The sequence below is a fragment of the Pseudomonas sp. TE21394 genome (genome assembly GCF_054057835.1).
Genome location: NZ_JBSRZR010000001.1, coordinates 945,704 through 969,686 on the forward strand (window position 1 = coordinate 945,704; position 23,983 = coordinate 969,686).

Annotated in this window: 21 protein-coding genes; 17 read left to right on the forward strand and 4 right to left on the reverse strand. The window is 63.1% G+C overall.

All coding sequences use genetic code 11. The features are described 5' to 3' along the window. Positions 1-10 precede the first annotated feature (10 nt). From gatB to ACVWZT_RS04365, 4 genes are all read left to right on the forward strand, one after another. Entirely contained in the window at positions 11-1,456 is a 1,446-nt protein-coding gene (gene gatB, locus ACVWZT_RS04350) for an Asp-tRNA(Asn)/Glu-tRNA(Gln) amidotransferase subunit GatB (RefSeq protein WP_296231671.1), read from the forward strand. Positions 1,457-1,609: 153 nt separating this feature from the next. Continuing rightward, positions 1,610-1,984 carry a septal ring lytic transglycosylase RlpA family protein gene (locus tag ACVWZT_RS04355; RefSeq protein WP_457468316.1) on the forward strand — a complete coding sequence of 125 codons (375 nt, stop codon included), beginning with the start codon at positions 1,610-1,612 and terminating at the stop codon, positions 1,982-1,984. Between the two features lie 60 nt (positions 1,985-2,044). Beyond that, positions 2,045-3,085 carry a calcium/sodium antiporter gene (locus ACVWZT_RS04360; protein ID WP_457472018.1) on the forward strand — a complete coding sequence of 347 codons (1,041 nt, stop codon included), beginning with the start codon at positions 2,045-2,047 and terminating at the stop codon, positions 3,083-3,085. Positions 3,086-3,095: 10 nt separating this feature from the next. Continuing rightward, positions 3,096-3,470: a carboxymuconolactone decarboxylase family protein gene (locus ACVWZT_RS04365; protein WP_296231674.1), complete on the forward strand. Its 375-nt coding sequence runs from the start codon at positions 3,096-3,098 to the stop codon at positions 3,468-3,470. Positions 3,471-3,525: 55 nt separating this feature from the next. Here the strand turns inward: ACVWZT_RS04365 and ACVWZT_RS04370 are convergent, their stop codons facing one another. From ACVWZT_RS04370 to ACVWZT_RS04385, 4 genes are all read right to left on the reverse strand, one after another. Continuing rightward, a complete protein-coding gene (locus ACVWZT_RS04370) occupies positions 3,526-4,884 on the reverse strand; it encodes an amino acid permease (RefSeq protein WP_296231675.1) in 1,359 nt (452 codons plus the stop codon). A gap of 55 nt (positions 4,885-4,939) precedes the next feature. Further along, positions 4,940-5,881 carry an AEC family transporter gene (locus tag ACVWZT_RS04375; protein WP_457468319.1) on the reverse strand — a complete coding sequence of 314 codons (942 nt, stop codon included), beginning with the start codon at positions 5,879-5,881 and terminating at the stop codon, positions 4,940-4,942. A gap of 215 nt (positions 5,882-6,096) precedes the next feature. Beyond that, entirely contained in the window at positions 6,097-6,657 is a 561-nt protein-coding gene (locus ACVWZT_RS04380; protein WP_186673416.1) for a response regulator transcription factor, read from the reverse strand. Then, complete coding sequence (locus tag ACVWZT_RS04385; protein ID WP_296231677.1) at positions 6,657-7,913, reverse strand: ATP-binding protein; 1,257 nt, start codon at positions 7,911-7,913, stop codon at positions 6,657-6,659. The genes ACVWZT_RS04380 and ACVWZT_RS04385 overlap by 1 nt, the downstream gene beginning before the upstream one ends. A 201-nt stretch (positions 7,914-8,114) precedes the next feature. Between ACVWZT_RS04385 and ACVWZT_RS04390 the strand changes: the two genes are divergently transcribed. From ACVWZT_RS04390 to ACVWZT_RS04450, 13 genes are all read left to right on the forward strand, one after another. Beyond that, the gene (locus ACVWZT_RS04390) at positions 8,115-8,831 is read left to right on the forward strand and encodes an SIMPL domain-containing protein (protein WP_225780523.1); all 717 of its coding nucleotides are present in this window, start codon (positions 8,115-8,117) and stop codon (positions 8,829-8,831) included. Between the two features lie 319 nt (positions 8,832-9,150). Then, positions 9,151-10,776, forward strand: a complete 1,626-nt coding sequence (locus ACVWZT_RS04395; RefSeq protein WP_457468321.1) for an ABC transporter substrate-binding protein — start codon at positions 9,151-9,153, stop codon at positions 10,774-10,776. 147 nt (positions 10,777-10,923) lie between these two features. Further along, the gene (locus tag ACVWZT_RS04400) at positions 10,924-12,516 is read left to right on the forward strand and encodes an ABC transporter substrate-binding protein (RefSeq protein WP_457468323.1); all 1,593 of its coding nucleotides are present in this window, start codon (positions 10,924-10,926) and stop codon (positions 12,514-12,516) included. Positions 12,517-12,742: 226 nt separating this feature from the next. After that, a complete protein-coding gene (locus tag ACVWZT_RS04405) occupies positions 12,743-14,122 on the forward strand; it encodes an OprD family porin (protein ID WP_296231685.1) in 1,380 nt (459 codons plus the stop codon). Positions 14,123-14,199: 77 nt separating this feature from the next. Continuing rightward, positions 14,200-15,810 carry an ABC transporter substrate-binding protein gene (locus ACVWZT_RS04410; RefSeq protein ID WP_457468325.1) on the forward strand — a complete coding sequence of 537 codons (1,611 nt, stop codon included), beginning with the start codon at positions 14,200-14,202 and terminating at the stop codon, positions 15,808-15,810. 91 nt (positions 15,811-15,901) lie between these two features. Then, positions 15,902-16,912 (forward strand): ABC transporter permease subunit, encoded by a 1,011-nt coding sequence (locus ACVWZT_RS04415; RefSeq protein ID WP_296231688.1) that lies wholly within the window; start codon positions 15,902-15,904, stop codon positions 16,910-16,912. Between the two features lie 10 nt (positions 16,913-16,922). Then, complete coding sequence (locus ACVWZT_RS04420) at positions 16,923-17,849, forward strand: ABC transporter permease subunit (RefSeq protein ID WP_063911340.1); 927 nt, start codon at positions 16,923-16,925, stop codon at positions 17,847-17,849. Positions 17,850-17,859: 10 nt separating this feature from the next. After that, a complete protein-coding gene (locus tag ACVWZT_RS04425) occupies positions 17,860-18,828 on the forward strand; it encodes an ABC transporter ATP-binding protein (RefSeq protein WP_296231692.1) in 969 nt (322 codons plus the stop codon). Then, positions 18,828-19,796, forward strand: a complete 969-nt coding sequence (locus ACVWZT_RS04430; RefSeq protein ID WP_296231694.1) for a peptide ABC transporter ATP-binding protein — start codon at positions 18,828-18,830, stop codon at positions 19,794-19,796. The genes ACVWZT_RS04425 and ACVWZT_RS04430 overlap by 1 nt, the downstream gene beginning before the upstream one ends. Before the next feature lie 347 nt (positions 19,797-20,143). Then, positions 20,144-20,953 carry a helix-turn-helix domain-containing protein gene (locus ACVWZT_RS04435; protein WP_457472020.1) on the forward strand — a complete coding sequence of 270 codons (810 nt, stop codon included), beginning with the start codon at positions 20,144-20,146 and terminating at the stop codon, positions 20,951-20,953. A 64-nt stretch (positions 20,954-21,017) separates the two neighbouring features. After that, positions 21,018-22,424 (forward strand): NAD(P)/FAD-dependent oxidoreductase, encoded by a 1,407-nt coding sequence (locus tag ACVWZT_RS04440; RefSeq protein ID WP_457468328.1) that lies wholly within the window; start codon positions 21,018-21,020, stop codon positions 22,422-22,424. A 32-nt stretch (positions 22,425-22,456) separates the two neighbouring features. Further along, a complete protein-coding gene (locus tag ACVWZT_RS04445) occupies positions 22,457-22,798 on the forward strand; it encodes a cupin domain-containing protein (protein ID WP_296231697.1) in 342 nt (113 codons plus the stop codon). A 52-nt stretch (positions 22,799-22,850) separates the two neighbouring features. Next, positions 22,851-23,930, forward strand: coding sequence for a polyamine ABC transporter substrate-binding protein (locus ACVWZT_RS04450; RefSeq protein WP_296231698.1), 1,080 nt, complete (start codon positions 22,851-22,853; stop codon positions 23,928-23,930). Positions 23,931-23,983: the final 53 nt, after the last annotated feature.

Consider the following 23,983-nt stretch of genomic DNA (forward strand, 5'->3'; position numbering starts at 1 on the left):
GAATTCACACATGCAATGGGAAGTTGTGATCGGGCTGGAAATCCACACTCAGCTCGCCACCCAGTCGAAGATCTTCTCCGGCAGCGCCACCACCTTCGGTTCCGAGCCGAACACCCAGGCCAGCCTGGTTGATCTGGGCATGCCCGGCGTACTGCCGGTGCTGAACCAGGAAGCCGTGCGCATGGCGTGCATGTTCGGCCTGGCCATCGACGCCGAGATCGGCAAGCGCAACGTGTTCGCGCGCAAGAACTACTTCTACCCCGACCTGCCCAAGGGCTACCAGATCAGCCAGATGGACCTGCCCATCGTCGGCAAGGGCCACCTCGACATCGCCCTGGAAGACGGCACCATCAAGCGCATCGGGGTAACCCGTGCGCATCTGGAGGAAGACGCCGGCAAGAGCCTGCACGAAGACTTCAGCGGCTCCACCGGCATCGACCTCAACCGTGCCGGCACCCCGCTGCTGGAGATCGTTTCCGAGCCGGACATGCGCAGCGCCAAGGAAGCCGTGGCCTACGTCAAGGCTATCCACGCGCTCGTGCGTTACCTGGGCATCTGTGACGGCAACATGGCCGAAGGCTCGCTGCGTTGCGACTGCAACGTATCGATCCGACCGAAAGGCCAGACCGAATTCGGCACCCGCTGCGAGATCAAGAACGTCAACTCGTTCCGCTTCATCGAGCGCGCGATCAACAGCGAGATCCAGCGCCAGATCGACCTGATCGAGGACGGCGGCAAGGTAGTTCAGGAAACCCGCCTGTACGACCCGAACAAGGACGAGACCCGCTCCATGCGCAGCAAGGAGGAAGCCAACGACTACCGTTACTTCCCGGACCCGGACCTGCTGCCGGTGGTGATCGAGGACAGCTTCCTGGAAACCGTCCGCGCCGGCCTGCCAGAGCTGCCGACGCAAAAGGTCGAGCGCTTCCAGAAGCAGTACGGCCTGTCGGCCTATGACGCCAACGTGCTGGCATCCAGCCGCGAACAGGCGGACTACTTCGAAGAAGTGGTGAAGATTGGTGGCGACGCCAAGCTGGCTGCCAACTGGGTTATGGTCGAACTGGGCAGCCTGCTGAACAAGCTGGGCATCGAGATCGACCAGGCACCGGTCAGCGCCGCGCAGCTAGGTGGCATGCTGTTGCGTATCCGCGACAATACCATCAGCGGCAAGATCGCCAAGACCGTGTTCGAAGCCATGGCCGCCGGTGAAGGTGATGCCGACAGCATCATCGACAGCAAAGGCCTGAAGCAGGTCACCGATACCGGTGCAATCGACAAGATGCTCGACGAGATGCTGGCAGCCAACGCCGAGCAGGTCGAACAGTACCGCGCCGCCGACGAGGCCAAGCGTGGCAAGATGTTCGGCTTCTTCGTCGGCCAGGCGATGAAAGCTTCCAAAGGCAAGGCCAACCCCGGGCAGGTGAACCAATTGCTCAAGGCCAAGCTCGAAGGGTGATTTGAAAATGCGGCGAGGGCTCCGCCCTCGATCGCCGGCAAGCCAGCTCCCACAGCTACAGCACCGCCCTCAACGGCCGTGGGTCCCTGTGGGAGCTGGCTTGCCGGTGATGGGCCGCACAGCGGCCCCAAATGCAACAGCGGAGCATCTGACTTGCTAAAACGATCCCTGAGCACCCTCGCCCTCTATTCCCTGCTGGCCGGCTGCGCCAGCCATGACATCGACCCGCGCGGCTATGACCAGACCGGCACCGCCTCCTACTACGGCTCGCGCCACCACGGCAAACGCACCGCCAGCGGCGAACCTTTCAACCAGAATGGCCTGACTGCCGCCCACCGCAGCCTGCCCTTCGGCACCCGCGTACTGGTTACCAACACAACCAACCAGCGCAGCGTGGTGGTGCGAATCAACGACCGTGGGCCGCATACCCGGGGCCGCCTCATCGACCTGTCACGCGCCGCGGCGGAAAAAATCGGCATGGTCCGTAGCGGAACCGCGCGGGTGCGCGTACAAGGGCTTAGCGACTGACCCGACAGGAGTCCGCCCATTTTCGACCTGGCCACCCTTGCTACCTTCAGCCTTCTGCAACTGGGCATTGCCCTGCTGTTGCTGGTGGCTGGCGCCGAACTGCTGGTACGCGCAGCCTTGCGCCTGGCCCAGCGCCTGCACGTACGCCCACTGATCATCGGCCTGAGCCTGGTAGCCTTCGGCAGTACCGCGCCGCAAATGACGGTTAGCCTGCAGGCCGCCTACCAGGGAGCACCGGATGTAGCGGTGGGCAGCGTAATCGGCAGCAACATCTTCAACGTGCTGGTCATTCTCGGCCTGGCCGCGCTGATCATTCCGCTGCGCGTCTCGCGGCAACTGGTACGCCTTGACATTCCATTGATGATCGCAGCCAGCGGGCTGATCTACGGGCTATCCGCCAACGGCCACCTGGGCCGGACCGAAGGCGCATTGCTGCTGGTCGGCCTGGCCGCTTACCTGGCAACGCTTTGGCATCAGTCCCGTCACTACGCGCGCACCTACCCTGCCCCGGCCACCGTCGTCGCCAGCGTCGGGCGCTTCTGGTCAGGCACGCTGCTGCAGGTACTGGCAGGCCTGGGCCTGCTGAGCCTGGCCGGCCACCTGCTGCTGGAAGCCGCCGTGGAAGTGGCTACCGACCTCGGCCTGTCCGAGCGCATCATCGGCCTGACCGTGGTCGCTATCTGCACCTCGTTGCCGGAACTGGCCGCCGCGCTGATCGCCGCCCTGCGAGGGGAACGGGAAATCGCCGTGGGTACGGTGATCGGCAGCAACCTGTTCAACCTGCTGGCCGTACTGGGCCTTACCGCGCTGGTCACCCCCGAACCGCTGTCGATTTCACCCAACGCCCTGGCCTTCGACCTGCCGGTGATGCTCGGCGTTGCCGCGCTGAGCCTGCCGGTGTTCTATTCCGGTTACCGCATCACCCGCGCCGAGGGCATGGTGTTCCTCTGCCTGTACCTGGCCTATGGGCTGCATGTAGCGGCGTTTACCATGGGCCTGCCGCTGGCCGGTCGCCTGGAACGGTTGATGTACTACGTGCTGCCGGTGCTCGCCGTGGTGTTGCTGTTTACCACCGTGCGTGCCTGGCGCCGCCAACACTGAGGAAAACAACATGGCTGATAACAACAAGACCGGCGAGCAGATTCGCCGCCAGGTAATGGGCGATGCGTTCGTTGACCGCGCCCTGGGCAATGCCACTGACTTTACCCGGCCACTACAGGAGTTCGTCAACGAACATGCATGGGGCAGCGTGTGGGCGCGCGACGGCTTGCCGCTGAAGACGCGCAGCCTGATTACCCTGGCCACGCTCACGGCACTCAAATGCCCGCAAGAACTCAAGGGACATGTACGCGGGGCGTTGAACAACGGTTGTACGGTGGAGGAGATTCGCGAAGCGCTGCTGCATTGCGCAGTGTATGCGGGGGTACCGGCGGCCATCGACGCGTTCCGGGCCGCGCAGGAAGTGATCGACAGCGATCAAGGCTGAAAGCTGCAGGAGCGGCCTTGTATCGCGAAGGGCGCTCCTGCAAGGGCCGGCCGCGTCAGTTGGCCTGGCGAGCCTTCTTCAGCTTGAAGGCCACCCACAGCGCGGCGATCCACGCCGGGATCAGCATCACCGAAATGCGAATCGGCGGGGTCAGGTACATCACCACCAGGATCAGTACGATGAACGCCAGGCACAGGTAGTTGGTCAACGGGTGCCCCCAGCTCTTGTAGAACGGGATGATCCCGGCCGCCAGCTTGGCCTTGCGGAACTTCAGGTGGGTAATGCTGATGCTCGCCCAGTTGATCACCAGCGCCGATACCGCCAGCGCCATCAGCAGGCCGAAGGCCTCGCCCGGCATCAGGTAATTGATCACCACACACAGCCCGGTAGCCAGCGCCGACACGCCCAGCGCGGTCAGCGGCACACCACTGCGGCTGACCTTCAACAACTGCCGTGGCGCGTCGCCCTGGCTGGCCAGGCCGAACAGCATGCGACTGTTGGCGTAGACACAGCTGTTGTACACAGACAGCGCGGCCGTGAGCACCACAATGTTGAGGATGGTCGCCACCAGGTCACTGTCCAGTTCGTGGAAGATCATCACGAACGGGCTACCGCCCTGCACCACCTTCTGCCACGGGTACAGCGACAGCAGCACCGCCAGGGCGCCGATGTAGAAGATGAGGATACGGTACACCACCTGGTTGGTGGCCTTGGGGATGCTCTGGCGCGGGTTGTCGGCCTCGGCAGCAGTGATGCCCACCAGCTCCAGGCCACCGAACGAGAACATGATTACCGCCAGCGCCATTACCAGGCCGGTGACGCCATTGGGGAAGAAGCCACCGTACTGCCACAGGTTGGCCACGCTGGCATCCGGGCCGCCATGGCCACTGGTCAGCAGCCAGGCACCGAAACCGATCATGCTGACAATAGCGACCACCTTGACCAGGGCGAACCAGAATTCCATCTCGCCATAGACCTTCACCTGGGTCAGGTTGATCAGGTTGATCACCACGAAGAAGATTGCTGCCGTGGCCCAGGTGGGGAAGCCCGGCCACCAGTACTGCACATAGATGCCCACTGCGGTGAGCTCGGCCATGCCGACCAGCACGTACACCACCCAGTAGTTCCAGCCCGAGACGAAACCGGCGAACTCGCTCCAGTACTGGTGCGCGAAGTGGCTGAAACTGCCGGCCACCGGCTCTTCCACCACCATTTCGCCCAGCTGGCGCATGATCAGGAAGGCCATCAGGCCGGCAATGGCATAACCCAGCAGCACGGAGGGACCGGCCAGCTGGATGGTTTGGGCGATGCCCAGGAACAACCCGGTGCCGATAGCCCCGCCCAGCGCAATCAGCTGGATATGGCGATTCTTCAGCCCGCGCTGCAACCGCTCGGGCGTGCTCTGGTCTTGCATGAAGTGTCCTTTAGCTCAGTGAGGCAGTGTTGTTGTGTTATTTGCAGTGAAGGATCTAGATCCATCCGCCCCACTGCAAGATGAAAATGCCTATGTTGGTGGTGATCGCCGCCATCAGCGTGGTAACCACGATGATCGATGCGGCGAGCTCATGGTTGCCGTTGGCTGCCCGTGCCATGACGTAGCTGGCAGCTGCGGTCGGGCTAGCGATGTACAGGAACAGGATGCCCAGTTCGGCCCCGCGGAAGCCGCAGAACCAGGCACCCAGGGTGCCGACCAGCGGCAGCCAGACCATTTTCACCAGGCTGGCATCCATGGCCAGCCTGCCGCTGTCGCGCAGCGCCGCCAGCGACAGGGTGCCACCGATGCAGATCAGCGCCAGCGGCAAGGTCATCTGCGCCAGATAGTCGCCCGAAGTGAGCAGCCAGTTGGGCAGCGGCACCTGAGCGTAGGCCATCGGCGTGGCCACCAGCACACTGATGATCAACGGGTTGCTGAAGATGCTCTTGCAGATGCTCCACGGATCGGACTTCAGGTACGGGCTGTACACCGCCAGCACCACCGCCGACAGCGAGTTGTACAGGAGGATCACCAGGCCGGCGAGCACCGCCCCCAGGGAAATGCCGTAGTCGCCGTAAAGGCTGGCGGCCAGGGCCAGGCCGATCACACCATTGTTGCCCCGGAAGGCGCCTTGGGTGTAGATGCCCCGATCTTCCTCGGGGCAGCGCCAGATGGCCAGGCCCCAGGCGATGGCGAAACCGACCAGAGTGGCGGCGATGAAATACAGCAGAACCCCAGGCTTGACCGCAGCGCCCAGGTCGGCGTGGTAGATGCCGAGGAACAGTAGCGCTGGCATGCACACGTTGAACACCAGCTGCGAAGCAACGCGGTTGAAATTGTCATCGATCAGACGGATGCGTTTGAGCAGCACACCCATGAACAGCATGGCGAATACCGGTGCCGTGATGTTCAGCGTCTGGATAAGAAGGGCGAGCATGCGCAAGCGATCCTGGAGGAGTTGCCGTTAGGCGGCTAATGATACGCCAACGCGTCAGGAATTGCGGGGATCGAGGGGGCTATATCAATAAGTTTCTGCCAATACCGGCCTCCGCAGATAACCCGCTCCCACAGTGGCTGCGCAGGTCTCGAGAGCCCCGTGAATACCTTCAGGAGCGGGTTTACCCGCGAAGAGGCCGGTACCGAAGCAGGCAGTCAGCGCCGGACGGGGCGCTTCTGCAGCTTGCGCTGCAAGGTCCGGCGGTGCATGCCCAGCGCCCGCGCAGTGGCCGAGATATTGCCCTCGTGCTCGTTCAGCACACGCTGGATGTGCTCCCACTGCAGGCGGTCGACCGACATCGGGTTTTCCGGCACCAGGGTATCCAGGTCAGTGTGCTCCGACAGTAACGCCGCCAGCACATCATCGGCATCGGCCGGTTTGCACAGGTAGTTGCAGGCGCCACGCTTGACCGCTTCCACGGCGGTGGCAATGCTCGAGTAGCCGGTCAGTATCACCACACGCATTTCCGGGTCCAGCTCCAGCAGCTTGGGCAGCAGCACCAGACCGGAGTCGCCATCCATCTTGAGGTCCAGCGTGGCATAGTCCGGCAAATCCTGCTGGGCCAGCAGCAACCCTTCCTCGGCAGAGCTGGCAGTGCTCACACGAAAACCGCGGCGGCTCATGGCACGGGCCATGACCCGGGTGAAGGTGGCATCGTCGTCCACCAGCAACAGGTGCGGGAGCTCTTCGCTTTCGACCTGGTTTTCTTCGCTCATCATTCATCTCCTCGCTTGCCACGGGGCAGGCGCAGTTCGGTCAGGGTGCCACCCTGTTCATGACTATAGAGTTTCACCGAGCCGCCCGCACGGGTCACGCTGGCCTTGCTCAGGAACAGGCCAAGGCCGAAGCCTTTGCCCTTGGTGGTAATGAAGGGTTTGCCGATGGCTTCGGCAATGGCCGGCGGCACGCCGGGGCCATGGTCGCGGATACTGATGACGATGTCATGGGCGTCCCAGTCCAGGCGCACTTCAAGGTCATCGGGGCAAGCATCGGCGGCGTTGTTCAGCAGGTTCAGCAGCGCCTGGGTCAGGTCAGGTGGCGGGGTCAGGCGCGGTACCTGGCCGTCGCGCAGGCGCTGGAAGCGGTAGCTGGCCTCCGGACGCATCAGGTGCCAGCGGTTGAGCGCTTCGTCGAGCCAGGCGGTCACCTCCTGCTCCACCACCGCCAGGCGCCGATTGGCCTCGGCAGCACGCACCAGCTGTTGCAGGGTTTCCTTGCACAGCTTGACCTGGTCCTGAAGGATCTGCAGGTCTTCCTGCAGCAGCGGGTCGGCGTGGTCCTGGCGCATCTCGTTGAGCAACACGCTCATGGTCGCCAACGGCGTGCCCAGCTCATGGGCCGCGCCGGCGGCCTGGGTGGCCACGGCCAGCAGTTGTTCGTCGCGCAGGCTTTCCTCGCGCCGCTCGGAGCGCAACTGCTCCTGGCGGCGCAACTCTTCGGCCATGCGTGCGGCAAAGAAGGTGATCACAGCAGCGGCCAGGGCGATGCTCAGCCACATGCCGTAAACCTGCATCTTGTCCCGCGCCATCGGCAAGCCTTCGAGCGGGTAGAACTGCACCAGCAGCAGGCTGTAGGCGGTCAGCGCAATGCCGGAGAGAATCAGTGAATACAGCCACGGCAAGGTCACCGCAGCAATCGCCAGCGGCACCAGGTAATACGAGACGAACGGGTTGGTCGAACCGCCGGAGTAGTACAGCAAGGCACTGTGGATCAGCAGGTCACAGGCCAGCTGCAGGGCATACTCAAGCTCGGTGACCGGCAGCGACAGGCGCAGGCGCAGGGCCGTGAAGGCACACAACAGCGAGGACAAGGCCAAGGTGCCGGCCAGCGACAGCCAGGGCAGCGGCAGCAGTTCGGTCCAGTAGGCGACGCCCACGGAGCCAGCCTGGGCAGCCAGGACCAGGACCCGAATGACGGTCAGGCGCCAGAGGTTCTGGCGGGTAGCGGACAGCGGTTGTACGGCGGCGAGCATGAGCTCTCCTGATGAGTGCTCCAGAAAATCGGCTGGAGTATACCGAAGCCCGGCGCCGCGCTGCAGTGATGCGGCAAAGCGCCACACTTTGTCACAAGTCCATGATGGCACTTTTGAACCCACTACACTGTTGCCGGTCTGAAGGCCCATGCGTGGAATGGATGGCCAGAGCCCACGCCTTTTATTGCCAAGGAGTATCCCATGCAAAACCCTCGTCGCGGCGCCGCGCTGATCCTGTCCTGCGGCCTGCTCGCCAGCCTGCCGGCATTGGCTGCCGATGAACCGCGCTACAACCAGGTATCGCTGCGTGCCGAAGTCAGCAAGGAAGTGGCGCGTGACCTGATGGTCGTGACCCTGTACAGCGAAGCGCAGAACAGCGACCCCGGCAAGCTGGCCCAGCAGATCACCGAGACCATGAACAAGGCGGTGCAGCAGTCGCGTCAGGTCAAGGACGTGAAGATCAGCCAGGGCAGCCGCAACAGCTACCCGGTGTATGACAGCAAGGGCCAGAAGATCACCGGCTGGCGCGAGCGTGCCGAGCTGCGTCTGGAAAGCGCCAACTTCCCGGCCCTGTCGCAACTGACTGCCGACCTGCTGCAAGAGCTGAAGATGGGCGGCATGGACTTCTCCATCGCCCCGGCCACGCGCAAGGCCAGCGAGGATGCACTGCTCAAGGATGCAGTGGATGCATTCAAGGCACGTGCACAACTGGCGACCGAGGCGCTGGGCGGCAAAGGCTACAAGGTGGTCAGCCTGAACCTCAACAGCAGTGGTTACCCGCGCCCATACCTGCGCAGTGCACCAATGGCAATGAAGGCGATGGGGGCTGATGAGGCGGCACCGGCACCAGATATCGAGGCCGGTACCAGTGAAGTCAGCATGAATGCCGATGGCCTGATCGAGGTACAGATGCCTTGATCCGTTCGAGGGAGCGGTAAGCCCGCTCCCTCGAAGGCCGCGTCAGTTTCACGCCTTTCAGAACATTCCTACGCACCAATACGGTGCCTCCTACAGCTTCTCCCGCCCCGAAACATCCCGTAAAAAGCCATCATTTTGCCCTCGCAAACGTTCAACTTGCTGAAAAGTTATACCAATGCGACATCCATGTACGGTCGTACCACTTTTCTGGCGTCAATGAACACTTGCCATATTGCAATGGGTATACCCCCTGCATAAGTATCCGCAGGTCGGCTCACGAGGCCACCTCAAATCGAAAAATGACAACAATGAGGCCACCATGCTCAAACACGCAGTCATTCCGTTCCTGCTGGGTGCAGGCTTGCTCTCCGGGGCACCGTCGGCCCTCGCCGCGTCCAACCTGGTGTTCTGCTCCGAAGGCAGCCCGGCCGGCTTCGACCCAGGGCAATACACCACAGGGACCGATTTCGACGCCTCTGCCGAGACCGTGTTCAACCGCCTGACCCAGTTCGAACGCGGCGGCACCGCCGTCATCCCGGGCCTGGCGACCGAGTGGGAAGTATCCGACGACGGCAAGACCTACACCTTCCACCTGCGCGAAGGGGTCAAGTTCCACAGTACCGACTACTTCAAGCCCACCCGCGCATTCAACGCCGACGACGTGCTGTTCACCTTCAACCGCATGCTCGACAAGGACCACCCGTTCCGCAAGGCCTACCCCACCGAGTTCCCGTACTTCACCGACATGGGCATGGACAAGAACATTGCCAAAGTGGAGAAGCTCGACGAACACACGGTGAGGTTTACCCTCAACGAGGTCGACGCCGCCTTCATCCAGAACCTGGCCATGAGCTTCGCCTCGATCCAGTCCGCCGAATACGCCGACCAACTGCTCAAGGACGGCAAGGCTGCCGATATCAACCAGAAACCGATCGGCACCGGCCCGTTCGTGTTCAGCAAGTACCAGAAGGACGCGCAGATCCGCTTCAAGGGCAACAAGGACTACTGGCAGCCTGATGAGGTGAAGATCGACAACCTGATCTTCGCCATTACCACCGACGCCTCGGTGCGCATGCAGAAGCTGAAGAAGAACGAGTGCCAGGTGACCCTGTTCCCGCGCCCGGCAGACATCCAGCCGCTGAAGCAGGACCCCAAGCTGCAGATGCCGGACCAGGCCGGTTTCAACCTCGGCTACATCGCCTATAACGTGATGGACAAGATCAAGGGCAGCAACGAAGCCAACCCGCTGGCCCAGCTGAAAGTCCGTCAGGCGCTGGACATGGCCGTGGACAAGAAGAAGATCATCGAGTCGGTCTACCAGGGCGCAGGCCAACTGGCAGTCAACGGCATGCCGCCAACCCAGTGGTCCTATGACGACAGCATCAAGGACGCCCCGTACAACCCGGAAAAGGCCAGGCAGCTGCTCAAGGAAGCCGGCATCAAGGAAGGTACCGAGATCTCCCTGTGGGCCATGCCGGTACAGCGCCCATACAACCCCAATGCCAAGCTGATGGCAGAAATGCTGCAATCGGACTGGGCCAAGGTGGGCATCAAGGCGAAGATCGTCAGCTACGAATGGGGTGAATACATCAAACGCTCCAAGGGTGGCGAGCAGGGCGCCATGCTGATCGGCTGGAGCGGTGACAACGGTGACCCGGACAACTGGCTGGGCACCCTGTACGGCTGCGATGCCATGAACGGCAACAACTTTTCCAAGTGGTGCTACAAGCCCTACGATGACCTGATCAAGCAGGCCAAGGCCACTTCCGACCAGGCCAAGCGCACCGAGCTATACCAGCAGGCACAGCGCATGCTCAAGGAACAGGTGCCGATCACCCCGATCGCCCACTCCACGGTATACCAGCCCATGAGCGCCAAGGTGAAGGACTTCAAGATCAGCCCGTTCGGACTGAACTCCTTCTACGGCGTCAGCGTGGACAAATAGGCTAGCCACGGCACCCGCTGAGCGGCGGGTGCCCCACCAGCTCCACCACCCCTTCATGCCGTCCCGCCGCTACGCGTGGCGGGGTCGGCGAACTGTTGCCGCCATTCGTACCGAGAGGCGGCGCCAACAGACGTAAAAGGACTTGCCATGCGCCCTGTCACTCGTCTTTCCACCCTGCTTGCTCTGGGCCTGATCAGCCAGGCCCCGGCCGTGCTGGCCAACAACCTGGTGTTCTGCTCCGAAGGCAGCCCCGCCGGCTTCGACACCGCGCAATACACCAGCGCAACCGACAACGACGCCGCCGAACCCATCTACAACCGCCTGGTCGAGTTCGAGCGTGGTGGCACCGCCGTACAACCAGCCCTGGCGACACGCTGGGAGGTGTCCGACGATGGCCTGCGTTACACCTTCCACCTGCGCGAGGGGGTGAAATTCCACAGCAACAAGGCCTTTACCCCCAGCCGCGACTTCAACGCCGACGACGTGCTGTTCACCTTCAACCGCATGCTCGACAAGGGCCACCCGTTCCGCCAGGCCTACCCGACCGAGTTCCCCTATTTCGTCAGCATGGGCCTGGACAAGAACATCGCCCGTGTCGAGAAGACCGGCGCCATGACCGTCGTCTTCACCTTGAACAAGGTCGATGCTGCCTTCATCCAGAACCTGGCCATGAGCTTTGCCTCGATTCTTTCCGCCGAATACGCCGAGCAGTTGCTAGCCAGCGGACGCGCCAGCGACATCAACCAGCAACCGATCGGCACCGGGCCGTTCACGTTCCAGCGCTACCAGAAGGACTCGCAGATTCGCTACAAGGGCAACCAGGCTTACTGGGCACCAGAGGAGGTGAAGATCGACAACCTGGTGTTCTCGATCAACACCGACCCTTCGGTGCGCATCCAGAAGCTGCGCCGCAACGAATGCCAGGTCACCCTGCACCCGCGCCCGGCCGACCTGCCTGCGCTGAAGGCCGACAGCAAGCTGCAGGTACTGCAGCAACCGGGCTTCAACCTCGGCTATATCGCCTACAACACCCAGCACCCGCCGTTCGACCGCCTGGAAGTGCGCCAGGCGATGGACATGGCGGTGAACAAACAGGCGATCCTCCAGGCGGTGTACCAGGATTCCGGCCAACTGGCCGTCAACGCCATGCCGCCGACCCAGTGGTCCTATGACAGCAGCATCAAGGATGCGCCCTACGACCCGGACAAAGCCCGCCAGCTGCTGCAGCAGGCCGGCGTGAAGCCCGGCAGCGAAATCACCCTGTGGGCCATGCCGGTGCAGCGCCCGTACAACCCCAACGCCAAGCTGATGGCAGAAATGCTCCAGGCCGACTGGAGCAAGCTCGGCTTCAAGGTGCGCATCGTCAGCTACGAATGGGGTGAGTACCTCAAACGCATGAAAAGCGGCGAGCACGATATCGCCCTGATCGGCTGGACCGGCGACAACGGCGACCCGGACAACTGGTTGGGCACCCTTTACAACTGCGACGCGATCGGCAGCAACAACTATTCGCTGTGGTGCGACCCGCAGTACGACCGCCTGGTCAAGCAGGCCAAGCAGGTCACCGACCGCACCCAACGCACGGCGCTGTACCAGCAGGCCCAGCAACGCCTCAAGCAACAGGTCCCGATTACCCCGGTGGCGCATTCCACGGTGAACCAGCCGCTCAGCGTCAAGGTTTCCGAGTTCAAGGTCAGCCCGTTCGGGCGCAATGATTTCTCCGGCGTGAGTGTTGATTGATTTCCAGCCTGCAGCGGTTCTCGCTCGCCCCGCCCGTTCCCATAGGGTCAGCAAAGGTTTCGGCGTCTGCGCCGTACCTGTGGGAGCTGGCTTGCCGGCGATAGGGCCAGCAGCGCAACGCCCCGATTCAGCCCGGCGACCCCGGGCAACCCCGGCAACACCGCAGCAAGAGCCCCGGCCCACAAAGCCAGGGAATAACTAGAAGAACAGAAAGGGAGCTTTTACCTTGAGACTATTCACCTTGACCGCACTGGCGTTATCCATCAGTGCCTTATCCACCGTGACCCAGGCCGACCCGCAAAGCCAGGACTATGTGCCCGTCACCCTCAAAGGCAGCAGCGAGCAGGAGCAGGCCAGCGGCTTCATCGACGGCCAGAGCCTGTCCGGCAGCACTCGCAACTGGTACGCGCGCGAACGCGCCACGCGCGCCCCGCTCTGGAAGTACTACAAGAGCGACGGCACCCGCCACGACACCCACAGCCGTGACAACTGGGTGCAGGGCACCATCCTCAACTACAGCTCCGGCTTCACCCAGGGCACCGTCGGCTTTGCCGTCGAGGCTGCCGGCTACAACGCCATCGCCCTGGAACAGGGCCGTGCCGCAATCGCCGGGCCGAACAACCGCACCCTGACCCACAGCGACGGCGACCCGGTCGGCCAGTGGAGCAAGATGGGCCTGGCCAACATCAAGGCACGCGTGTCCAACACCACCCTGACCGTTGGCCGTCAATCGGTGGACACACCGATGATCGCCTACATCGGCAACCGCGCCCTGCCCTCGAGCTTCCAGGGTGCATTCCTGCACAGCGCCGAATTCGACAACCTGAGCTTCGACCTGGGCACCTTCGACCGCGTCTCGCCACGCACCGAGCAGAGCCTCAGCAAGTTCCGCAGCGAGTACAGCGCCACTGGCGTTGAAACCGACCGCGCCAGCACCGCCGGCATCAACTACCAGCCGTTCAAGAGCCTGACCACCAGTCTGTATGCCACCAAGGTCGACGACTTCTGGAACCAGTACTACTTCGGCGCCAACCATGTGCTCGGCGACAGTGCAGTGCTGAGCCTGAGCACCGGCCTGAACTACTACAAGACCGTCGACGCCGGCGGCCAGAAGATGGGCGAAATCGACAACGACACCTACAGCCTGTCGTTCGGCCTGACCCACCAGGCCCACACCGTCAGTGCCTCGTGGCAGCAGGTCAACGGCAACGAGTATTTCGACTACCTGCACGAAACCAACGGCATCTACCTGGCCAACTCGCTGCTGTCGGACTTCAACGGCCCCAACGAGAAATCGCTGCAACTTTCCTACGTGCTGAACATGGCGCCATACGGTGTGCCGGGCTTGAAGTTCAATCTGTACAACGCCCGCGGCTGGGGTATCGATGGTACCCACTACCGCGGTACCGCCTACGACGTGAACGGCCTGGATGGCGAAACCCACTACGAGTGGGGCTTCGGCACCAGCTACGCAGTACAGAGCGGGCCGCTGAAAGACACCAGCATCCGTGCCACCTACACCGCGCACCGCGCCAGCAAGGCCCAGGGCGATGGCAGCCTGGATGAGTTCCGGGTGGTTACCACCATTCCATTCAACATTCTCTGACCGCCAGCGCCACGGCCTGCTTTGCTGCGGGCCGTGGCGGCTACGCTGGAATCAATGCAAGCAGGGAGTTTCAACCCATGCAGAGAGCTTTCATGAAATCGCGGCCACTGCGCCTGGCCCTGGCCGCGCTGCTTCTGGGCAGTGCCACGCAACTGGCGGCCAAACCATTGGTGGTATGCACCGAAGCCAGCCCGGAAGGGTTCGACATCGTCCAGTACACCACTGCGGTCACCGCCGATGCCTCGGCCGAGACGGTGTTCAACCGTCTGGTCGATTTCAAGCCTGGCACCACCGATATCCAGCCGGCCCTGGCTGAGCGCTGGGACATCTCCGCCGACGGCCTGACCTACACCTTCCATCTGCGTCAAGGGGTGAAGTTCCACACCACCGACTACTTCAAGCCGACCCGCGACTTCAACGCCGATGACGTGCTGTGGAGCCTCAATCGCCAGCTCGACCCGAACCATCCCTGGCACCGCAAGACCAGCGTTGGCTACCCGTACTTCGAAAGCATGGGGTTCAAGGAACTGCTCAAGTCGGTCAGCAAGGTTGATGAGCACACCGTAGTGATTACCCTCACCCGACCGGAAGCGCCATTTCTGCGCGACATGGCCATGGGCTTTACCTCGATCTACTCCGCCGAATACGGCGACCAGTTGCTCAAGGCTGGCAACACCGCCGAGCTGAACAGCAAGCCGATCGGCACCGGCCCGTTCATCTTCCAGCGCTACAACAAGGACGCCCAGGTCCGCTTCAAGCCCAACCCGGACTATTTCCGCGGCAAGCCGCCGGCCGATGCGCTGGTGTTCGCCATCGCCACCGACAGCAACGTGCGCCTGCAGAAACTGCGCGCCAACGAGTGCCAGGTGGCGCTCTATCCCAAGCCCGACGATGTGCCGTCGATCAAGCAGGACCCGAAACTCAAGGTCGAGGAGATCGAGGCCCTGGTCACCGGCTACATCTCGATGAACACCGAACACAAATACCTGAGCGACGTGCGTGTGCGCAAAGCCATCAACATGGCCTTCGACCGCCAGACCCACGTCGACCAGCTGTTCGGCAAGGGCAATGCGCTGGTAGGCGTGAACCCTTACCCGCCGACCATGATCGGCTACAACAACGAGAACAGGAACCCGCCCCGCGACCTGGCCAAGGCGCGCGAACTGCTCAAGGAAGCTGGGGTACCACCCGGCACGGTGCTCACGCTGTTCACCCGCAACGGCGGTGGCCCGACCAACCCCAACCCGCGCCTGTCGGCCGAGATGCTGCAGGCCGACCTCAAGCAGATCGGCCTCAAGCTGGATATCCGCATCATGGAATGGGCCGAAATGCTGCGCCGGGCGAAAAAGGGCGAAGCCGACCTGGTGTCCACTGGCTGGGCTGGTGACAACGGCGACCCGGACAACTTCCTCAGCCCACTGCTCAGCTGCGATGCCGTGAAAAGCGGCGAGAACTATGCGCGCTGGTGCAACCCTAAGTTCCAGGAGCTGATCAGCCGCGCCCGCGAAGTGATCGACAACGACGAGCGTGCAAGGCTCTATAACGAGGCATTGAAGGTGTACGATGACGAACAACCCTGGATCAGCATGGCTCATCCGAAGATGTTCACCGCCATGCGTGACAACGTGGAGGGCTACGTGATCAACCCTCTGACCAACAACAACTTCGCCACTACCAAGGTGAAGTAGAACAACAACGACCGCCGGCCGCCCACACGGGGCCCGGCGGCCCCGCCGTAACGGGCTGATAGCCCCACGGCCTGATGAGGTAACCCCGACAATGTTGAGTTTTATTGCCCGGCGCCTGGGCCTGTTGATACCGACGTTCTTCGGCATCACCTTGCTGACCTTCGCGCTCATACGCCTGATCCCCGGCGACCCGGTGGAAGTGATGATGGGCGAGCGCAGGGTCGACCCCGAAATGCATGCCCAGGCCATGGAGCGTCTGGGGCTGAACAAACCGCTGCCGGCCCAGTACCTGGACTACGTTGGCAAGCTGGCCCAGGGCGACCTGGGTGAGTCGTTGCGCACCCGCGAGAGCGTGTGGCACGAGTTCCTCACGCTGTTCCCGGCCACCCTCGAACTGGCCTTTGCCGCCCTGCTGTTTGCCGGCATCGTCGGCCTGCTGGCCGGCGTGATCGCTGCGCTCAAGCGCGGATCGCTGTTCGACCACGGGGTGATGGGCATTTCCCTGGCCGGTTACTCGATGCCGATCTTCTGGTGGGGCCTGATTCTGATCATGTTCTTCTCGGTAAGCCTGGGCTGGACCCCGGTATCCGGGCGCATCGACCTGCTCTACGACATCGAGCCGAAAACCGGCTTCATGCTCATCGACACCCTGCTCAGCGACGAGGAAGGGGCGTTCAAGGATGCTGTGATGCACCTGATCCTGCCAGCCATCGTGCTCGGTACCATCCCGCTGGCGGTAATCGCCCGCATGACCCGTTCGTCGATGCTCGAAGTGCTGCGCGAGGACTACATCCGCACCGCCCGCGCCAAAGGCCTGTCGCCCGCCCGCGTGGTGTTCGTGCACGGCCTGCGCAATGCCTTGATCCCGGTGCTGACCGTGTTCGGCCTGCAGGTCGGCACGCTGCTGGCCGGTGCGGTGCTGACCGAAACCATCTTTTCCTGGCCGGGCATCGGCAAATGGCTGATCGAAGCCATCGGTGCCCGTGACTACCCCGTGGTCCAGAACGGCATCCTGTTGATCGCCTGCCTGGTGATCCTGGTCAACTTCGTCGTGGACATCCTCTACGGCCTGGCCAACCCACGCATCCGTCATCAGCGCTGAGGCCTTCGCCATGACTAGCCCGATTCCGAAATCCGTCACACCGGCCAGTCCGGTGGACCAGAGCCTGCTCTACCCTTCGCCGTACAAAGAATTCTGGCAAGCCTTCGCGCGCAACAAAGGCGCGGTGATGGGGCTGGCCTTCATGTGCCTGGTGGTGTTCTGCGCGCTGTTCGCACCGTGGGTCGCCCCGCACGACCCGAGCGAGCAGTACCGCGACTTCCTGCTGACCCCGCCGGTGTGGCTGGAAGGTGGCAGCTGGCAGTTCATCCTCGGCACCGACGAACTGGGCCGCGACCTGCTTTCGCGGCTGATCCAGGGCGCGCGGTTGTCGCTGCTGATCGGCCTGTCGTCGGTGGTGATGTCGTTGATCCCGGGGATCCTGCTGGGCCTGCTGGCCGGTTTCTTCCCGCAATTGCTCGGCCCGTCGATCATGCGCCTGATGGACGTGATGCTGGCCCTGCCCTCGCTGCTGCTGGCGGTAGCCATCGTCGCCATCCTCGGCCCAGGCCTGATCAATACGGTGATCGCCATCGCCATCGTTTCATTGCCATCGTATGTGCGCCTGACCCGCGCCGCCGTGATGGGCGAGCTGAACCGCGACTACGTCACTGCCGCGCGCCTGGCCGGTGCCGGCCTGCCACGGCTGATGTTCGTCACCGTGCTGCCCAACTGCATGGCGCCCTTGATCGTGCAGGCCACCCTGAGTTTCTCTTCGGCCATTCTCGACGCCGCCGCCCTGGGCTTCCTCGGCCTCGGCGTGCAGCCACCGACCCCCGAATGGGGCACCATGCTGGCGTCGGCCCGTGACTACATCGAGCGCGCCTGGTGGGTGGTGAGCCTGCCCGGCCTGACCATTCTGCTCAGTGTCCTGGCAATCAACCTGATGGGCGACGGCCTGCGCGATGCGCTGGACCCGAAACTCAAGAACGCCGCCTGAGGAGAACGCCATGTCACTGTTGCAGATCAACAACCTGAACGTGCGCTTCGGCGACGCCAGTGCGGTACCGGTAGTCGATGGCCTGGACCTGACGGTGGAAGCCGGTGAAATCCTGGCCATCGTTGGCGAGTCCGGCTCGGGCAAGTCGGTCACGATGATGGCCCTGATGGGCCTGGTCGACGCCCCCGGGCGCATCACCGCCGACGCGCTGACCTTCGATGGCACCGACATGCTCAAGCTCAGCGGGCGCCAGCGGCGCAAGGTGGTGGGCAAGGACATCGCCATGGTCTTCCAGGACCCGATGACCGCGCTCAACCCCAGCTATACCGTGGGCTACCAGATCGAGGAAGTGCTGCGTCAGCACTTGGGCCTGAAGGGCAAGGCGGCGCGCCAGCGTGCCTTGGAGCTGTTGAAGAAGGTCGAGATCCCGGCGGCGGAAAGCCGCCTGGATGCCTACCCGCATCAATTATCCGGCGGCATGAGCCAGCGTGTGGCGATCGCCATGGCCATCGCTGGCGAGCCCAAGCTGCTGATCGCCGACGAACCGACTACGGCGCTGGATGTGACCATTCAGGCGCAGATCATGGAGCTGCTGGTCAACCTGCAGAAGGAGCGCAACATGGCGCTCATCCTGATCACCCATGACCTCGCCGTGGTGGCCGAAACCGCCAGGCGGGTGTGCGTGATGTACGCCGGCCAGGCCGTGGAAGTCGGCCAGGTGCCAGAGCTGTTCGACCTGCCCGCCCATCCCTACAGCGAAGCGCTGCTGGCGGCGATTCCCGAGCACAGCCTCGGTGCCGAGCGCCTGGCCACCCTGCCCGGCATCGTCCCCGGGCGCTACGACCGCCCGGCAGGTTGCCTGCTGTCGCCGCGCTGCCCGTATGTGCAGGACAACTGCCGGCACCAGCGCCCGCCCCTCGATCCCCAGGCCAATAGCCTGGCACGTTGCTTCTACCCGCTGAACCAGGAGGTGGCGTAATGGCCGTCGTTCTTTCCGCCCGGGAGCTTACCCGGCATTACGAAGTCTCCCGCGGGCTGTTCAAGGGCCATGCCCTGGTGCGTGCACTGAATGGCGTGTCGTTCGAGCTGGAGGCTGGCAAGACCCTGGCCGTGGTGGGCGAATCCGGCTGTGGCAAGTCGACCCTGGCCCGCGCGCTGACCCTGATCGAAGAGCCGTCGTCCGGCTCGCTGCAGATCGCCGGTACCGAGGTGAAAGGCGCCAGCAAAACCGAACGCAAGCAACTGCGCCGCGACGTGCAGATGGTGTTCCAGAGCCCCTACGCCTCGCTCAATCCACGGCAGAAGATCGGCGACCAGCTGGCCGAGCCGCTGCTGATCAACACCTCGCTGAGCAAGGCCGAGCGGCGTGAAAAGGTGCAGAAGATGATGGAACAGGTCGGCCTGCGCCCTGAACATTACCAGCGCTACCCGCACATGTTCTCGGGTGGCCAGCGTCAGCGTATCGCCCTGGCCCGGGCGATGATGCTACAACCCAAGGTACTGGTCGCGGACGAACCTACTTCGGCACTGGACGTGTCGATCCAGGCTCAGGTGCTCAATCTGTTCATGGATTTGCAGAAGGAGTTCAACACCGCCTACGTGTTCATCTCGCACAACCTGGCGGTGGTGCGACACGTCGCGGATCAGGTGTTGGTGATGTATCTGGGCCGACCGGCGGAAATGGGGCCGAAAGAGGACATCTACGAGAGGCCGCTGCATCCATATACCCAGGCGCTGCTCTCGGCGACGCCGGCAATCCATCCCGATCCCCTGAAACCGAAGATCCGCATCGCCGGAGAGCTGCCCAACCCGCTCAATCCACCGGATGGCTGCGCCTTTCACAAACGTTGCCCGTATGCGACCGAGCGCTGTGCCAAGGAAGTGCCGGCGTTCAGGCAGGTGGGTACGCGGCAGGTGGCTTGTCACTATGCCGAGCAGTTTCTCTAGATCGGCATGAAATCCATCGCGGATAAACCCGCCCCTGCATCGCTACCGTTGTAGGAGCGGATTTATCCGCGATGGGCCGCAAAGCGGCCCCGATAACCTCAATGCATGAAAAACCAGATCAGAATGATCACCGGAATCGGAACCCCGATCATCCACAGCAATATCGAGCGCATGGCTTTTCTCCTTGTTCAATGGTGAACAAACCGGTGCACCCTCCATGCCATCGGCCACAGAAAGCCAAGCTGCGATAAATCAATGCCTTGCCTGCGCAGCCGCTTGCCAGAACCATGCAATATGCCGGATCGACGCCCTTGCACCTGGGTGTTCTGCAATGCACTATCGGCCTCATGACCGCCACCACCCTCCCCGACGGACCCGAGCAGACTCCGCTCACCGCCGACACCGTGCTGCGCTACCACCTGTGCTGGAAGCACCGGGACCTCGACGGCGTCATCGCGCTCTACCATCCCGACATCCAATACCACGACTTCTTCCAGAACCGCGTGCTCGGCTACCACGACCTTCGCGACTATGTGCGCGCCTGCCTGCCCCATGAGGCCGGCGAGGATATCGTCCATAACGACCGCATCCGCGTCGACGGCTGTACCGCGTTCATCCAGTACCAGGTCACGGTCCAGGGCGGTGATGGCCTGGTGGCGTTCCAGTCCAGCGAGGCGATTACCGTCAAGGACAGCCTGATCTGGCGGGTCAATGAATACGCTGCCCTGGTCCGCCAGAACGGCACAGGCCATACCCAGTCCGGCCCGCGCCCGGCAACCAGCCGCCTGGGGCTGTCGCCGAGGCAGCTGTCGACCATGGCCCAGGACCTGGAGCACTATTTCCAGCGCCAGCGCCCGTACCTGGACCCGGAACTGGACTTGCAGCAAGTGGCCGACGCCAGCGGCTACAGCCGCAACCAGATTTCCTACCTGCTCAACCAGGTGCTCGGGAAAAGCTTCTACCGCTACGTCAACCAGGCCCGCCTGCAACACCTGATGGCCAGCCTGGGCGACAACAGTGTCGAGGCGACGATCGACGACTTGGCGTTCAACGCCGGTTTCAACTCGTTGTCGGCGTTCTACAAGTGCTTCCGTGAACACACCGGGCTTACGCCCAAGGCCTACCTGAAGCAAATTTCCCTGCGTGCACGCACGTAAGACAGCCATCGCCCGCCCCCACTAGGATCGCCCACAGACCTTGACGGATGTGGAGCCGAAGCCGATGCAACCCCTGCGCACGCTCAGCCTGTGGATGGACCAGCTCGACGAGCCGCTGTGCGCCCGCCCGGCCCTGCGCGAAGACCTGACAGCGGATGTGTGCATCATCGGCGCCGGCTATACCGGCCTGTGGACGGCCTATTACCTCAAGCGCCAGGCACCGCAGCTGGACATCGCGGTGATCGACGCCAATATCGCTGGCTTCGGTGCCTCGGGGCGCAATGGCGGCTGGTTGATGGGCAACCTGCTCGGAGAAGACCGCCTGCTGGCCACCCTGTCACCGCAACAGCGCCGGGCCAGCATCGACCTGCTGCACGGCATCCCCGAGGAAGTGCACCGCGTGTTGCAACGTGAAGGCATCGACTGCGACTACCGCAAGGGCGGTGTGCTGTACTGCGCCGCGCGCTACCCGGAACAGGAGCGCAGCCTGCGCGCTCACCTTGACGACCTGTACCGCCAGGGCATGACCGAGGATGACTATCGCTGGCTACGCCCTGAACAGCTCGAGGCCCAGCTACGGGTAAACAACGCCTACGGTGCCATCTACAGCCCGCACACCGCGACCATCCAGCCGGCCAGGCTGGTGCGTGGCCTGACTCGGGCCGTGGAAGCGCTGGGCGTGCCGATCTACGAAAACACCCCGGCCATCGACTGGCTACCTGGCGAGGTGCGTACCCCGCTGGCACGCGTGCGCTGCCAATGGACAGTGCCTGCCGTGGAAGGCTACGCGACCAACCTGCCGCCGCTGGGCAAACACCAGTTGCCGGTGCAAAGCCTGCTGGTGGCCACCGAGCCGTTGCCGGAAGCCACCTGGGCACAGATCGGCCTGAGCCAGGGCCAGGCCTTCAGCGAAAGCAGCCGGCAGGTCACCTACGGCCAGCGCACCGCCGACAACCGGCTGGTGTTCGGTGCCCGTGGCGGTTACCGCTTTGGGGGGCGCCTGCGTGAGGACTTCAACCTGGACGAACACGAAGTGGAACTGCGCCGCTACCTGTTCAGCGAACTGTTCCCGCAACTGCAGCACGTACGCATTACCCACACCTGGGGTGGCAACCTGGGCATGGCGCGGCGCTTTCGCCCGCACATGCTCTGCGACCGCCAGCGTGGCATCGCCCTGGCCGGTGGCTACGGTGGCGAGGGCGTCGGCGCCAGCAACCTCGGCGGGCGCACCCTGGCGGCGCTGATCCTCAATCAGCATAACGAATTGACCGGGCAACCTTGGGTGCTCGACAACCGCCCGCTGTCGAGCCTGGCCAGTTGGCCCCCCGAGCCCTGCCGCTGGCTGGGCTACAACGCGATCATCCACAGCTTCGTCCACGAGGACCGCACCCTCGCCAACCCCGCCAGCGCGCCCTGGAGACGGCGCCTGGCCGGCTCGCTGGCGGACTTCATGGAAGGCTTCATGCACTGATTTCCCATCACCCGACACAGGATCAAGCGGTCATGAGCATCACCCAGTTCAAGAACACCGACACCGCCGTGCTCGACAGTTCCAGCCCGGTCGCGGTCCCCCTCGGCGCCCCCGTGGCAGTGACCTCGGCCACCTGTGTGGCACGCAGCGACGGCGTCGAGACCGGCATCTGGGAGTGCTCCCCCGGGCGCTGGCGTCGGCAGATCGTGCAGCAGGAATTCTGCCATTTCATCAAGGGCCGCTGCACTTTCACCCCCGACGACGGCGAGCCGCTGCATATAGAAGCCGGAGACGCACTGATGCTACCGGCCAACAGCACCGGCACCTGGGACATCCAGGAGACGGTACGCAAGACCTACGTCCTTATCTTCTGATCCGCTGATCGCCTGCCTTCGATAACAACAGACAAAGCAAGGTAAACCCGACATGCGCACGCACCTTCTCGCCCCTCTGATGCTGGCCGCCAGCGTGGCCAGCGCCGCCGAAACGGTGAAGATCTACAACTGGTCCAGCTATGTCGCCCCCGACACGCTGAAAAACTTCCAGCAGGCCAGTGGCATCGTACCTACCTATGACGTGTACGACAGCAACGAAACCCTCGATGGCAAGTTGATGACCGGCAACTCCGGCTATGACGTGGTATTCCCTTCAAACCACTTCATGGCGCGGCAGATCCAGGGCAAGGCCCTCAAGCGCCTGGACAAGTCGCAACTGCCCGGCTGGCACAACCTCAACCCGGTGCTGCTGAAGGCACTGGAAGTCAACGACCCGGGCAACCAGTACGGCTTCCCGTACCTGTGGGGCAGTACCGGCATCGGCTACAACATCGACAAGGTCAAGGCCGTGCTTGGCGACAACGCGCCGGTGGATTCGTGGGACCTGATCTTCAAGCCCGAGTATATGAGCAAGCTGAAAAGTTGCGGCGTCGCGGTGCTTGACAACGGCCCCGAATTGCTGCCGATCGCCCTGCACTACCTCGGCCTGCCACACCACAGCCAGAACCCGGCAGATTACGACAAGGCCAAGGCGCTGCTGATGCAGGTGCGCCCGTACATCAGCTACTTCCACTCATCGAAGTACACCGGTGACCTGGCCAACGGCGACATCTGCGTGGTGGTGGGATTCTCGGGGGATGTGCTGCAGGCGAAGAACCGTGCCGAAGAGGCGAACAACGGGGTGAAGGTGGGGTATTCGATACCTAGGGAAGGGGCGCCGATGTGGTTCGACATGGTGGCCATGCCGGCCGATGCGCCGGACGAGAAGGCTGCGTATGCCTACATGAACTACCTGCTGCAGCCGGAGGTGATGGCCAACATCAGCAATCACGTGCAGTACGCCAACGGCAACCTCGAGGCCGACGCACTGGTGAACCCGGCGCTTAAAAGCAACACGATGATCTACCCGAGCGACGACGTGATGGGCAAGCTCTACGCGCTGGAGGCGATGCCGCCGAGGATCGACCGCATTCGCACGCGGATCTGGACCAGTATCAAGGCCGGGAACTGATTTCTGGCGTTACACGATCACTGTGGGAGCGGGTTCACCCGCGAATGCGTCGG